11 protein-coding genes are annotated in these 13,434 nt (G+C 63.7%); 5 read left to right on the forward strand and 6 right to left on the reverse strand.

Annotated elements, in window-relative coordinates:
• On the forward strand, positions 1-800 hold an 800-nt coding region (gene xdhC, locus NKJ77_RS31960; RefSeq protein ID WP_502904437.1), incomplete at its 5' end, for a xanthine dehydrogenase accessory protein XdhC.
• 12 nt (positions 801-812) lie between these two features.
• Here the strand turns inward: xdhC and NKJ77_RS31965 are convergent.
• The 3 genes from NKJ77_RS31965 to NKJ77_RS31975 form a co-directional block, all read right to left on the reverse strand.
• Entirely contained in the window at positions 813-2,063 is a 1,251-nt protein-coding gene (locus NKJ77_RS31965) for an LLM class flavin-dependent oxidoreductase (protein ID WP_352536345.1), read from the reverse strand.
• On the reverse strand, positions 2,060-3,001 hold the full coding sequence (locus NKJ77_RS31970; protein WP_352536346.1) for an LLM class flavin-dependent oxidoreductase: 942 nt from the start codon (positions 2,999-3,001) through the stop codon (positions 2,060-2,062). Before NKJ77_RS31970 ends, NKJ77_RS31965 begins: the two co-directional genes overlap by 4 nt.
• Before the next feature lie 107 nt (positions 3,002-3,108).
• Positions 3,109-4,029: a LysR family transcriptional regulator gene (locus tag NKJ77_RS31975; protein ID WP_023671373.1), complete on the reverse strand. Its 921-nt coding sequence runs from the start codon at positions 4,027-4,029 to the stop codon at positions 3,109-3,111.
• Positions 4,030-4,164: 135 nt separating this feature from the next.
• Between NKJ77_RS31975 and NKJ77_RS31980 the strand changes: the two genes are divergently transcribed.
• The 4 genes from NKJ77_RS31980 (at position 4,165) to NKJ77_RS31995 (ending at position 8,985) form a co-directional block, all read left to right on the forward strand.
• Entirely contained in the window at positions 4,165-5,382 is a 1,218-nt protein-coding gene (locus NKJ77_RS31980) for a urate hydroxylase PuuD (protein ID WP_352536347.1), read from the forward strand.
• A gap of 2 nt (positions 5,383-5,384) precedes the next feature.
• Complete coding sequence (gene guaD / locus NKJ77_RS31985) at positions 5,385-6,701, forward strand: guanine deaminase (RefSeq protein WP_352536348.1); 1,317 nt, start codon at positions 5,385-5,387, stop codon at positions 6,699-6,701.
• 321 nt (positions 6,702-7,022) lie between these two features.
• Positions 7,023-7,529 (forward strand): heme-degrading domain-containing protein, encoded by a 507-nt coding sequence (locus NKJ77_RS31990; protein ID WP_352536349.1) that lies wholly within the window; start codon positions 7,023-7,025, stop codon positions 7,527-7,529.
• A gap of 175 nt (positions 7,530-7,704) precedes the next feature.
• Positions 7,705-8,985 carry a glycerate kinase type-2 family protein gene (locus NKJ77_RS31995; protein ID WP_352536350.1) on the forward strand — a complete coding sequence of 427 codons (1,281 nt, stop codon included), beginning with the start codon at positions 7,705-7,707 and terminating at the stop codon, positions 8,983-8,985.
• 150 nt (positions 8,986-9,135) lie between these two features.
• On the opposite strand, the gene NKJ77_RS32000 is transcribed toward NKJ77_RS31995, so the two are convergent.
• The 3 genes from NKJ77_RS32000 to NKJ77_RS32010 form a co-directional block, all read right to left on the reverse strand.
• On the reverse strand, positions 9,136-10,605 hold the full coding sequence (locus NKJ77_RS32000; protein WP_352536351.1) for a UdgX family uracil-DNA binding protein: 1,470 nt from the start codon (positions 10,603-10,605) through the stop codon (positions 9,136-9,138).
• 2 nt (positions 10,606-10,607) lie between these two features.
• Positions 10,608-11,843 carry a putative DNA modification/repair radical SAM protein gene (locus tag NKJ77_RS32005; protein WP_023694722.1) on the reverse strand — a complete coding sequence of 412 codons (1,236 nt, stop codon included), beginning with the start codon at positions 11,841-11,843 and terminating at the stop codon, positions 10,608-10,610.
• Positions 11,844-11,962: 119 nt separating this feature from the next.
• Complete coding sequence (locus tag NKJ77_RS32010) at positions 11,963-13,348, reverse strand: glutamine synthetase family protein (RefSeq protein ID WP_023695949.1); 1,386 nt, start codon at positions 13,346-13,348, stop codon at positions 11,963-11,965.
• Positions 13,349-13,434: the final 86 nt, after the last annotated feature.

Genomic DNA, 13,434 nt, shown 5'->3' on the forward strand with positions numbered 1-13,434 from the left:
GGGGGGGGTGTTTTTTTTTTATACTTCCGGGGGGGGGGGGGCCCTTGGGCCCAACCCCCCCTTTTTGGGGGGCGCCCCCCCCGGGGGGCCCGCTCACCGACCCTCCCCACAAGGGGGAGGGTAAAGAAGCCCGCATCGCGGTCGATGAAGTCCGCGCCACGCTTGACGTGCCGCTAGGTCCCGAGATCGGCCAGTGCTGCGGCGGGCGCGTCGAAGTCTTGATCCGTATCGTCGATGCCGCGCTTGCTGCCGAGCTGATCGCGGCCGCAGAAGCCGAGGAAGCCCACCTGCCGCATGTCTATATCTTCGGCGGCGGCCATGTCGGCCAGGCGCTGGCCTCGACCGTTGCACTTCTTCCCGTGCGTGGTGTCGTCATCGAGACGCGGGCCGAAGCGCTGGAAGGCATGTCGGAAACCGTCGAGACGCTGCTGACGCCGATGCCCGAGGCCGAGGTGCGAAACGCCCCCGCCGGCACCGCCTTCGCCATCCTCACCCACGACCATGCGCTGGATTTCCTCATCGTCGCCGAGGCGCTGAAGCGCGACGACGCGGCCTATGTCGGCATGATCGGCTCGAAAACCAAGAGAGCGACGTTCAGGAACTGGTTCCTGAAATCGGCGGATGGCACGGAGGCTGAGTTGGCCCGCCTCGTCTCCCCGATCGGCGGCGACGCCGTCAGGGACAAGCGCCCGCCGGTGATCGCGGCGCTCGCGGCAGCCGAGATCATGACGGCACTGGTCGTTCACAACACCGCGCCGAATGCCGACCATCAAGTCCAGCATAAGATGATGGCCGGCTAAGCTTCGGCGCGGCTAAGCAGGCCGCTTCAGGCCGAGATGATCTCGCAAGGTGCTGCCTTCGTATTCCCGACGGAACAGTCCGCGCCGCTGCAGTTCCGGCACCACCAGCGTGGCAAAGGCATCGAGCTCGCCGGGGAAGTATGACGGCATGACGTTGAAGCCGTCCGCGCCGCCGCCCTCGAACCGCGCCTGCAATTCGTCAGCGATCTGCGCCGGCGTGCCGACGATACGCCAATGGCCACGTGCGCCGGCGAAATGGCGCGCAAGCTGGCGGATCGACAGGCCGTCGCGGCGCGATTGTTCGATGACCAGCGCCTGGCGGCTTTTCATTCCCTCGGTCTCCGGCAGCTCGGGCATCGGTCCGTCGATCGGATAGCTCCCGAGATCGGAGATGCTGAGATAGCTGGACAGTAGCGCCACGCCGACATCGTCGGGGATCAGCGCCTGGAATTCCTCCTGTTTCTCCCGCGCTTCGGCCTCGGTGTCTGCCACCACCGGGGAGACGCCGGGCATGATCTTGATGTCGTCGGGTTCCCGCCCATAGGCAGCCATACGGCCCTTGAGGTTGTCGTAAAAGCCCTTGGCTTCCTCGAGGGTCTGCGCCGCCGTGAACACGACGTCGGCGGTGCGGGCGGCAAGGTCGCGGCCGACATCCGAGGCGCCGGCCTGCACCATCACCGGCGCGCCCTGCGGCGAGCGCGGCAGGTCGAGCGAGTCGCGCACCGAAAAGCTCTGGCCGTTGTGACCGTGAAAGCCGCTGCCTTGCCAAAGTCCTGATACCACCTCGGCGAATTCGCGCGCCCGCTCGTAGCGGTCGGCATGCGGTTTCAGGCCCGTCGCGCCGAAATTGGCGGCTTCGATGGGGCTGGCCGACGTCACCAGGTTCCAGCCAGCCCGGCCACCACTCAGATGATCGATCGAGAGAAAGGTGCGCGCCAGACCGTAGGGCTCGTTGTAGCTGGTCGACGCCGTCGAAACGAGGCCGATGCCGCTGGTCTGCACGGCGAGCGCGGACAGCAGGCTGATCGGCTCGAAGCCGATCGAGCGTGAGGTCTGGCTGGCGATGCCGACATTGGCTTCGCGCAGGCCGGCGGCGTCCTCGCAGAACACCATGTCGAACTTCGCCGCTTCCGCCGTGCGCGCCAGCCGGATGTAATGATCGATGTCGATGCCTGCCGTGACATGCGCCTTGGGGTGACGCCAGGCGGCGATGTGGTGGCCCGTCGGCCACAGGAAGGCGCCAAGCTTCATCTGGCGGGTCATTGCGCTCCTCCGGCAAGTCTGAGATGCGAGCGCAAGGTGGTGCCGGGATAATCCGGGCGGACGAGGCTGCGGCGCTGCAATTCCGGCAGCACGCGGCCGATGAAACCGTCAATAGCGGCAGGCGGTATTGCGATGTTGAACCCGTCGCAGCTTTGCGAGCTGAACAATGTTTCGAGCGCGTTAGCAGCGACATCTGCGCCAACGTTCAGCAGCAGCTTGACCGCACCCGGATCGCGTCCGCAGGCCACAACGCGGCGCTTGAGATCGTCATGGCGCGCCTTGGCGTCCTCTGTGGGTCTGTCCAGCAGGACGACATCGGCGGTGCGGGCGGCGATATCCAGGTCGGCCTCGGACAGGCCGGACAGCACCAGCACCGGCGTATCCTGCGGCGAGCGCGCGACGTTCAGCGGCCCGCGCACGGAGAAAAATTCGCCTTTGTGGTCGAGCAGGTGCATTTTTTCGGCATCGTGGAAGCGGCCGCCGGCCTTGTCGAACAGCAGCGCGTCGGCATCCCAGCCCTGCCACAGGCGCTGAACGATGCCGATGTATTCCTGCGTGCGGCGGCGGAACACATCGTCGGAAAATCCATCCGGCCGGCTGAAATTGGCGGCTTCCCGTGGCGCCTGCGCCATGGTCGCGTGCCAGCCGGCGCGGCCATGGCTGATGATGTCGAGCGAAGCAAAACGGCGCGCCAGATTGTACGGCTGGTGAGCCACCGTCGAGGCTGCAGCGACAAGGCCGATCCGACTTGTCACCGTCGCCAGCGCCGCCAGCAAGGTCGTCGCTTCGAAAGAACTCGACCCGGCGCTGTTCGGCGCGGAATCATCGAGGACAATCATGTCCAGCCCCGCCGCTTCCGCTTGCTTGGCAAAGCCGGCCAGGTCGCTAAACCCGAGCGGCTGCCCGGAAGTAATGTTGAGCGAAACGGCAAGATGCATTGTGGCTTGCTGGTCAGTCGGCATGGGACCATCGATCATAGGGCAGCGTATGCGAACCTAAGGTCACCTGCTTGTAAGACAACCCTGGCGACTGGGCCAACAGCCCCTCACTTGCCGGCCAGCAAATCCTTGATCAGCCGCTGGCAACGCTCGGCCATGAAGTCGAGCAACAGCCGCACCTTCGGGTCCTGCAGCTTCTTGTGCGGATAGACGGCGGCGAACTGCACCGGCGTTGGCGGCGTGCTGGCCAGGATGACCTGCAGCCGCCGGTCGCGGATGAAGGGTTCGACCTCGAAGCGCGGCTTGTTGATGATGCCGCGGCCCGACAGCGCCCAGCCGGTCAGCACATCGCCATCGTCGGTGTCGTAGGGGCCGTGCACCTCGAATTTCTGCGGGCCGGACGGCGTCTGCAGCGTCCAGACATATTCGCGCGCCCCGGAATAGCGCAGCATCAGGCAGTCGTGCTTCTTGCCGATCAGCTCCTGTGGCTCCACCGGCTCGCCGCGCGCTTCGAGATATTTCGGTGCCGCCACCAGCACGCGTTCACATTCCATGATGCCGCGCATCCGCAGGCTGGAATCCTCGATGATGCCGAGCTTGAAGGCGACGTCGATGCCTTCCTTCATGATGTCGATATTGTGGTCGGAGAGCCTCAGCCGCACCTCGATATCGGGGTATTTGTCGTGGAAATCCGGAATGCCCGACGCCACGAGCCGCCGTCCAAGGCCGAGCGGTGCGGTCACCTTGATGGTGCCGCGCGGCTGGCCGGAAAGAGCCGAGACCGCGGCTTCCGCCTCGGTGATCGCCTCCAGCACCTGCTTGGCGCCGGAGTAGAACACCGTGCCATGCTCCGTCGGCATCAATTGCCGTGTCGTGCGGTTGAACAGCCGCACGCCGAGGTGTTTTTCCAGCTCCTTGATGCGGTTGGAGGCGACCGCCGGCGAAATGCGCATGTCGCGGCCTGCCGCCGAGAGATTACCAAGCTCGACGACGCGGACGAAGACGGCGATGTTGTCGAGATAGGCCATTCGTGGCTCTTTATGTGGCGGCGTACGTGGTCAGCCTAGTATTTTCCATTTTTTTTTGAAAGTCATCGTACACCTCGCCTCTTTTCGTTTGCGCCCCACACCGTAAAGTCAGCCGATCGGCAGGGACGATTTCACATGATGGATTTCGCGATTTTCTGGGACTGGCTGAGTTTCGCCGTGCGCTGGCTGCACGTCGTCACCGGCATCGCCTGGATCGGCTCGTCCTTCTATTTCGTCGCGCTCGACCTTGGGCTGCGTCAGCGCCCCGGCATGCCGGCCGGCGCATTCGGCGAGGAATGGCAGGTGCATGGCGGCGGCTTCTACCACGTCCAGAAATATCTGGTGGCGCCGGCCGAAATGCCGGAACACCTGACCTGGTTCAAATGGGAATCCTACGCCACCTGGCTGTCCGGCTTCGCCATGCTGTGCGTGGTCTACTATGCCGGCGCCGATTTGTTCCTGATCGACCCCAATGTGCTGCCGATGTCGGTGCCGGTCGGCATCCTTTTGTCGATGGCCACCATCGGCGTCGGCTGGGTGGTCTACGATCTGCTCTGCCGGTCGCCGCTCGGCAAAAGCGACACCGGACTGATGCTGGTGCTCTATGGCGTGCTGGTGTTCATCGCTTGGGGGCTGACCCATCTGTTCACCGGCCGCGCCGCCTTTCTGCATCTTGGTGCCATCACCGCCACGATCATGTCGGCCAACGTCTTCATGGTGATCATCCCAAACCAGAAGATCGTCGTCGCTGACCTGATCGCCGGCCGCAAGCCCGACCCGAAATACGGCAAGATCGCCAAGCAGCGCTCGTTGCACAACAATTACCTGACGCTGCCCGTGCTGTTCCTGATGCTGTCGAACCATTATCCGCTGGCGTTTGCGACGCAGTTCAACTGGGTCATCGCCTCGCTGGTGTTCATCATCGGCGTCTTGATCCGGCACTATTTCAACACCGTGCACAAGCGTGCCGGCAACCCGCACTGGACCTGGATGGCGGCTGCGGTGGTGTTCGTCATCATCATGTGGCTGTCTACAGCGCCGAAGATACTGACCGGCGAGCCCAAGGCGTCCGCCGCGGCCGAAGTCTATATCGCCTCGTCGCATTTCCCGGCCGTGCGCGACACCGTGCTTGGCCGCTGCTCGATGTGTCATGCGGCCGAGCCGGTCTATGAGGGCATCTATCACGCCCCGAAGGGCGTGATGCTCGACACCGATGCCGGCATTGCCGAGCATGCGCGTGAAATCTATTTGCAGGCCGGGCGCAGCCACGCCATGCCGCCGGCCAACGTCACCCAGATCAGCGACAAGGAGCGGGCGCTGCTGGTCGCCTGGTTCGAAGGCGCAGGGAAATAAGCATGACTTCGACACTTCTGCGCGGCCGCACGCTGAGCTTCTTGCGCTGGCCCGAAGCCATCGCCGACCATGCCGCCTGGCGCTATGAGGAGGATGGCGGCCTGCTGATCCGCGATGGCCGAATCGTTGCCGCCGGCGCCTACGCTGATGTGGAAAGGCAGGCGGGCGACGGTGCGAAAAAGATCGATCATCGGCCGCATCTGCTGCTGCCCGGCTTCATCGATGCGCATGCGCATTTTCCGCAGATGCAGGTCATTGCCTCCTACGGCGCCGAACTGCTCGACTGGCTGAACACCTACACCTTTCCCGAAGAGACCAAATTCGCCAACGCTCAGCATGGCCGCCGCATCGCCCGGCTGTTCCTGGACGAGATGGTGCGCCACGGCACGACGACGGTCGCCGCCTACTGCTCGGTGCACAAGGCGTCTGCCGAAGCGTTCTTTGCCGAATCGCATGCGCGCGGCATGCTCAACATTGCCGGCAAGGTGATGATGGATCGAAACGCGCCGGCAGGCGTGCTCGACACGCCGCAATCCGGCTATGACGATACGAAGGCACTGATTGCGGAATGGCACGGCAAGGGCCGCCAGCTTTATGCGATCACGCCGCGCTTCGCCATCACCTCCTCGCCCGAGCAGTTGGAGATGGCCGGCACGCTCTGCCGCGAGCATTCCGATCTACACATCCAGACGCATCTGTCGGAAAACCACGCCGAAATCGCCTTCACGCAAAAACTCTATCCGCAGGCGCGCGACTACACCGATGTCTACGAGCAGTATGGCCTGCTGGGGCCAAAGAGCCTGTTCGGCCACTGCATCCATCTCTTGGAACGCGAGGCCGATGCGCTGTCGGACAGCGGCTCGGTGGCGGTGTTCTGCCCGACCTCGAACCTGTTCCTCGGCTCCGGCCTGTTCGACTACCAGCGCTTTCGTCGCCGCGACAAGCCGCTCAGGATCGCTGCCGCCACCGATGTCGGCGGCGGTACCAACTATTCGATGCTGCGCACCATGGACGAGGGCTACAAGGTGATTGCGCTGAATGGCGAAAAGCTGAACCCGTTCCAGTCCTTCTGGCAATTGACACGTGGCAATGCCGAGGCGCTGTCTGTGGCGGGAAAGGTCGGCACGCTGGATGAAGGCACCGACGCGGACATCACCGTGCTCGATGCCCGCGCCACGCCGGCGATGCGGCTGAGGATGGAGACTGTGGAGACGCTGGCGGAGGAGCTGTTCCTGCTGCAGACATTGGGCGACGACCGCGCGGTGCGCGAGGTCTATGTCGCGGGGCGGCCGGCCAAGAGCGATATGATCGCGGGTTAGGACTCATCATCCGCGCGGGACAAGATGATGATTGCGCCTGGTTGCCAAGTGGTTCCCCCACTCCGTCGCCGCTTCGCGGCGCCACCTATCCCCCTCCGAGGGTGAGGAAGGGAGCCTTTGCTTCGGAGGACGGGCGCCGGTTCGGACAGCTTGGCGCCCTTCCTCTACCCCCGTCGATCGGGGTCGATCGGGGGAGAGGTGTCGAGAGAAGCTCGACGGAGTGGGGGGCGACCCTGGCGGGGCAAGACCACCACCGCGACGAGACCTTGACCGGGCGGAGCTTGTCGTACACACGATTTGTAACGATTTCGGAGAACAAAAATGGCCGCCGCGGACGACATCGCTCTGATCCAGAAACAGGAAGAGATGCTGGTCTTCCCGGCCTTCGACGAGGCTGTCGCTTTCAAGGTTGGCTGGGCGATCCGCGAGCGGGCGCTGGCCGAAAAGCTGCCCATCATCATCGACATCAGGCTGTGGGATCGCCCGCTGTTCTATGCCGCGCTGCCCGGTTCGAACGCCTCCAACCCCGACTGGGCTCGACGCAAGATCAATGTGGTGAAGCGCTATCTCAAAAGCACTTATCGCCTGGTGCTTGAGCAGCAGCGTCCGGACCGCACCTTCAAGGTCGGCGAGGGGCTGGATATTGCTGATTACGTACTAGCCGGCGGCGGGTTTCCGGTGACTGTAAAGGGCGTCGGCGTCATCGGCGTCATCGCCGTCTCCGGCCTGCCGGAACGCCAGGATCATGGCGTCGTCGTCGATGCACTGTGCGATCATCTCGGCGTCGATCGGACACAATTGGCGCTGCCGCCGGAAGATAAATCGTGACGCTAGCGCTGCCCCTCATCCGCCTGCCGGCACCTTCTCCCCGTATAGTGACGGGGAGAAGAGAAGCACCCCAACGCCGGCGAACCCCTCTCCCCGTCTCTATACGGGGAGAGGGTAAGGGTGAGGGGCGGCGCCGGCTTTTCGGAAGCTTGCAAACCGCGGATGGCGGCCAATTATGACCGTGCTCGATCCCAAATCCTTTCTCATCTCGATCTTCAATGCCGCTGTTGCCGCTGCCGATCCGGAGCGAACGATCAGGGATCATCTGCCGGCTAGGCCGAAGGGCCGCACCATCGTCATCGGCGCCGGCAAGGGCTCGGCACAGATGGCCGCTGCCTTCGAGAAAGTGTGGGACGGGCCAATCGAAGGGCTGGTCGTCACCCGCTATGGCTATGGCGCCAGATGCGAGCGCATCGAGATCATCGAGGCGGCGCATCCGGTGCCGGACGCAGCCGGTCTCGAAGCCTCGCGACGCCTGCTCGAAAAGGTGCAAGGGCTGACTGCGGACGACCTGGTAGTGGCTCTGATCTCAGGCGGAGGATCGGCGCTGCTGCCGTCGCCTGCCGCCGGCCTGACGCTCGCCGACGAAATCGCCGTCAACGAGGCGCTGCTTGCCTCCGGCGCGCCGATCGCGGCGATGAACACAATCCGCAAGCATCTCTCGACCATCAAGGGCGGCCGGCTGGCAGCTGCCGCCTGGCCGGCCAAACTGGTATCACTGGTTGTCTCTGACATTCCCGGCGACAACCCGGCGCTGGTGGCCTCCGGCCCGACCGTGCCCGACTCCGGCAACCGGGCCGATGCGCTGGCCTTGATAGCGGCCTACGGCATGAAACTGCCCAACGCCGTCATGGCGCACATCAACTCGCCAGAGGCCGATGCGCCAGATCCGGATGACCAGCGCTTTTCACGCAATGAAGTGCACCTGATCGCCTCGGCTGGCGTGTCGCTGGAAGCGGCAGCCGCTGAGGCAAAACGGCAGGGCATCGAAGCCGTCATCCTCTCCGATTCCATCGAGGGCGAGGCGCGCGAGGTCGGTGGCGTGCATGCAGCCATTGCGCGCGAAGTGGCGACGCGCAACCGGCCGTTCAAAAAGCCGGTGCTGATCCTGTCCGGAGGCGAGACGACCGTGACCTTGCGGGCCCCTGTTGACGGAAAAAGGGGCAAGGGCGGCCGCAACTCGGAATTCCTGCTTGCCTTTGCCATCGGCATCAGCGGCGCGGGAGGTATTCATGCACTGGCCGCCGATACCGACGGTATCGATGGCTCGGAAGACAATGCCGGCGCCTTTGCCGATGGCTCGACTGTCTCGCGCGTGCGTGCCGCCGGCGTCGACGCCAAGGCGATGCTGGCCGGCAACAATGCCTGGACGGCGTTCAACGCGATCGGCGATCTGTTCGTGCCGGGGCCGACGGGTACGAATGTGAATGATCTGAGGGCAATCCTGATCAGTTAATTCGGCCGTGGCGGCCGAAGTTTCCAACGTTGGATTCACGACCGTAGGTGATTGGCTGAAGCCACTCAGCTTCGTCATCCCTGGGCGAAGCAGGAGCGAAGCTCCTTGCTCCGCCCGTGGATGACGATGTCGCTGAGGCTTTCGCTCATCTCACGACCCCATCAGCCGCTTCACCTCTCTCATATCCCTGAGAAACCGCTCGCGCTCTGCCTCCTTGTCCGCGGGCTCATGAATACGCAGGATAAAGGAGGGGTGGATGGTGATGAATACGCGCAAGCCATCCTCGCGTTCGATCACCTGGCCGCGCATTTTCGTCACAGCAATGGCCTTGCCCAGCAGCGACAACGCCGCCGTTGCCCCAAGCGCCACGGCGAGGTCCGGCTTGATCAGCTCAAGCTCCCGGCCGATCCACCAGCGGCAGGCCTGGACTTCGCCGGTATTTGGCTTCGAGTGGATGCGGCGCTTGCCGCGCGGCTCGAACTTGAAGTGCTTGACGGCGTTGGTGACGTAGACTTTTTGCCGGTCGACGCCTGCGTCATCGAGAATTGCATCGAACACTTTGCCCGCTGGCCCGACAAAAGGTTTGCCGGCGAGATCTTCCTGATCGCCAGGTTGTTCGCCGACGAAGACCACTTTGGCGTCATCCGGCCCCTCGCCGAACACGGTCTGTGTCGCGTCGCGCCAGAGCGGACAGCGACGACAACCCTTTGCAGCCTCGCGCAAATCGGAAATCGTCTTGGCATCGTCTTCATCCGGCGCCTCGGCCGGCTCGGGCTTCGGCCAATGTCTTGCCTGCAGCTTGGCGTGGTGCGGCGCCGGCGTTGTCGGCAGTCTGGCAATCATATCCCTGGCGGCCTCGTCCGCTCCTGCGATCAGATCTGGAATGAGCGAGGCCTCGGGAAGGTTCCGCCAATATTTCTTCGGCATCTCCTTCTGCATCGCCTTCACCTTGAGCCGCGCCGGGTTGAAGATGTTTTCGAAATAGGTCAGCCACAACGCCTCGGTGTCGTCCTGATCGGGTGCATCGCCCTTGGCCGCACCCGGCCCGATCGCCAGCCTTTCGCCGTTCCAGTCGGCGGAGGCATAGGGCGTCAGGATGGTCCAGCGCATGCCGGTGAACCGCCGGACGAAGAAATCCGCGTTGCGCTCGACAATGAAATGCTCCGGCTCGAACCAGGCGACGTAGCGCTCGTTCTCGCCGTCGCCGATCTTCCGGAAGCGTACGAAGGCATGCATCTTATGGCTGTCGCGCCGCACCGCCTTTTCCATGGCTTCGAGCCGCCTGGTGTCGGGATCGGATGCGATCGCCAGCAGCTTCGGCTCGGTGCGCAGGCGCCAAAGCATCCAGTAGAGAAAGGCAAACCGGCCGGGGTCGGAGTGGCAGAAGGCGGTTTCGGCATGGGCGATGAACTCGCGCGGGACGGTAAGCTGCGCGCCCTCTGGCACCGCCGGCAAGGCATCTTGAGGATCATTGGCGTCGGACCCGACACCCCAACTAATATCCTCAGGTCGGACCTCATTCAGCGCCAGACGCCGTGCCGCATCGCGCCAACCGGCGAAATCGGTCTGGCTCGCTAGCCGGACAGTGTATCGGGCAAGGTCGAGCTGAGCCGGCTGCATGGTCAAAACAGCGACAGTTGTTCGCAGGACTTTACGATCGTGTCGCGCAGGCCTGTCTTGTCGGTGAGTCCGCCCGGCGACCAGCCTTCGGCGATGATGAAGGGCCTCAGCTTGGCGATCGAATGGCAGATCCGTCCGACATCTTCCAGCCGCATGCGTCGGTGGCGGCGGGTTTCAAGGATCTTCGCCACCACCTTGGTGCCCAGACCCGGAACCCGCAGCAGCGCTTCGCGGTCGGCGCGGTTGATGTCGACGGGAAACCTCGCCCGATTGCGCAAAGCCCAGGCGAGCTTGGGGTCAATGGCGAGATCGAGCATGCCGTCGCTGCTGCCGGCGAGGATTTCCGGCTGCGAAAAGCCGTAGAAACGCATCAGCCAGTCGGCCTGATAGAGCCGGTGCTCGCGCATCAGCGGCGGTTTTTGCAGCGGCAGCGACGATGACGAATCCGGGATCGGGCTGAAGGCGGAATAATAGACGCGCCGCAGGTGATAGCTGCCATAGAGCCGCGCGCTGGTGTGCAAAATGCCGTCGTCGGATGTCTTGTCGGCGCCGACAATCATCTGCGTCGACTGACCTCCGGGCGCAAAGCGTTCGCGCTTCTTGGTCCTCAGCGTCGGCTCGGCCTTTTCCTCCATCTTCCGGCGCAGGTTCGCCATGGAAAGGCGGATCGTTTCCGGCTTCTTCTCCGGCGCCAGTTTCTTGACGCCCTCATCGGTCGGCAGCTCGACATTGATCGACAGCCGGTCGGCATAAAGTCCGGCCTGCTCGACCAGTTCGGCCGAGCTTTCCGGAATGGTCTTCAGATGAATATAGCCGGAGAATTTTTCGTCCAGCCGCAGCCGCCGCGCCACTTCCACCATTTCGGCCATGGTCTCGTCGGGCGAACGGATGACGCCGGAGGACAGGAACAGGCCTTCGATGTAGTTGCGCCGATAAAAGTCCATGGTCAGCTTCACCACCTCGTCGATGCTAAAGCGGGCGCGGCGCACATTCGATGACGAGCGGTTGATGCAGTAGCTGCAATCGTAAATGCAGAAATTGGTCAGCAGGATTTTCAGGAGCGAAATGCAGCGGCCATCCGGCGCGTAGGAATGGCAGATGCCCATGCCTTCTGTGGAGCCGATACCGCCGGATTGGAGCGAATCCTTCTTCGCCGAGCCGGACGAGGCGCAAGAAGCATCGTATTTGGCGGCGTCAGACAGGATTGCCAGCTTTTCACGGACGGTGGGTGCGCTCATCCGTTCATGATATGTTCTTGAAGGCTGCAGCGCCACCTCATTTGATGCAGGCGGCGAAGAAGTAATCGCCGCCTTATCGTCGGGCTAGCAGGACGACTGCCCGAGTTCCAGGCGGTCTCTCAGACCTCGTGGAGGTAGAGGTGGTAATCCAGCTCGCTGACGGTGCGGGCGACGCGCAGATACTCCGACTGCTTGATCGCCACGAAGGTGCGATGCAGATCCTCGCCAAGCGCCTCTTTCAGGAAGCTCGAGGCCCGCGCCGCCTCGATCGCAGCGCGCCAGTCGACCGGCATGGTCGTGCGCGTGATGGCGGCTTCATAGCCATTCCCAGTGGTTTCGGGGCCGGGGTCGAGGCCTTCATCCAGACCCTTGATGATGCCGGCCAGCACCGTTGCCGCGATCAGGTAGGGATTGGCGTCGACGCCCGACGGCCGGTGCTCGATGCGCCGGTTCTTGGCGTCGCCCGCCGGGATGCGCAGCGCCACCGAACGGTTGTTGACGCCCCAGGTCGGCGCCACCGGCGCATAGGACTGCGAGACGAAGCGCCGCCAGGAATTGGCGTGCGGCGCAAACACCAGCATCGATTCGGCCATGGTCTGGATCAGCCCGCCGAGCCCCTGCAGCAGCGGCAGCGACCAGCTTTCGCCGCCGGCTTCGGCAAAAACGTTGCGGCCGTTCTTGTCCTGCAGCGAAACATGGAAATGCATGCCGGAGCCGGCATATTTTTCGATCGGCTTGGCCATGAAGCAGGCGGTAACACCATGGCGGCGCGCCTGCGCCCGCACCAGCCGCTTCAACATGACGAGGTCGTCGGCCGCCCGCATGACATCCTTGCGGTAGTTCAGCGTCAGCTCGTACTGGCCGGGCGCGTATTCGGAAATCACCGTTTCGGCCGGAATGCCTTGCGCCTTAGCCGCGGCATAGATGTCGGAAAACAGCGGCTCCATGCCGTGCAGATGGTCGACGGAATAGACTTCCGTCTTGGCCGAGCGGCGGCCGTCGAGCACGGCATCCGCCGGTTTCACCTTGCCATCGGCATCGCGCTCATTGGCCAGCAGGAAAAATTCGAGTTCGAAGGCGCCGGCGGGATAGAGGCCCTTGGCCGCCAAGATGTCGACCTGCCTGGCCAGCGCCAAGCGCGGGTCCGACGACATTGGCTGTCCCTCGAGATGGTACATCGCCATCAGCAACTGGCCGCGCGGCGGGTTCGTGCCGTAAAGCGGCACCAGCGTGCCGGGAATGGGCCATGCCCTGAGATCGCCGTCTCCAGTCGTCCAGATCAGCCCGGTTTCGTGCACATCCTCGCCGGTGATGTCGAGGCCGAGGATCGAGATCGGCATGTGGCGGCCGCCCTCGAAGATGCTTTTCAGCTCATGCCGGCGCACGATCTTGCCGCGGCCGACGCCGTTGGCGTCGGTCAAGACGATATCGAAGGCTTCGATTTCGGGATGGGCGTCGAGAAAGGCTTGCGCCTCGGCGGGCGTCGAGCCCGAAGGTGAAGTCATGATTAGTGTACTCGAGTTTGGCTTGGCAGCTTGTCTCATGCCGTCAGCCTTGCCGCAACCGTGGCGAAGGCGGTGATCAGCCGGTT

The sequence above is a fragment of the Mesorhizobium sp. M0052 genome (assembly GCF_040323255.1).
Lineage (GTDB): Bacteria > Pseudomonadota > Alphaproteobacteria > Rhizobiales > Rhizobiaceae > Mesorhizobium.

Bases quoted from the DNA above. Each gene is read 5' to 3' on its own strand.
- NKJ77_RS32000 (WP_352536351.1), bottom strand. From the start codon at position 10,605: ATGCAGCCGGCTCAGCTCGACCTTGCCCGATACACTGTCCGGCTAGCG.
- NKJ77_RS31975 (WP_023671373.1), bottom strand. From the start codon at position 4,029: ATGGCCTATCTCGACAACATCGCCGTCTTCGTCCGCGTCGTCGAGCTT.
- NKJ77_RS31965 (WP_352536345.1), bottom strand. From the start codon at position 2,063: ATGACCCGCCAGATGAAGCTTGGCGCCTTCCTGTGGCCGACGGGCCAC.
- guaD (WP_352536348.1), top strand. From the start codon at position 5,385: ATGACTTCGACACTTCTGCGCGGCCGCACGCTGAGCTTCTTGCGCTGG.
- NKJ77_RS31970 (WP_352536346.1), bottom strand. From the start codon at position 3,001: ATGCATCTTGCCGTTTCGCTCAACATTACTTCCGGGCAGCCGCTCGGG.
- NKJ77_RS32005 (WP_023694722.1), bottom strand. From the start codon at position 11,843: ATGAGCGCACCCACCGTCCGTGAAAAGCTGGCAATCCTGTCTGACGCC.
- NKJ77_RS31995 (WP_352536350.1), top strand. From the start codon at position 7,705: ATGACCGTGCTCGATCCCAAATCCTTTCTCATCTCGATCTTCAATGCC.
- NKJ77_RS32010 (WP_023695949.1), bottom strand. From the start codon at position 13,348: ATGACTTCACCTTCGGGCTCGACGCCCGCCGAGGCGCAAGCCTTTCTC.
- NKJ77_RS31990 (WP_352536349.1), top strand. From the start codon at position 7,023: ATGGCCGCCGCGGACGACATCGCTCTGATCCAGAAACAGGAAGAGATG.
- NKJ77_RS31980 (WP_352536347.1), top strand. From the start codon at position 4,165: ATGATGGATTTCGCGATTTTCTGGGACTGGCTGAGTTTCGCCGTGCGC.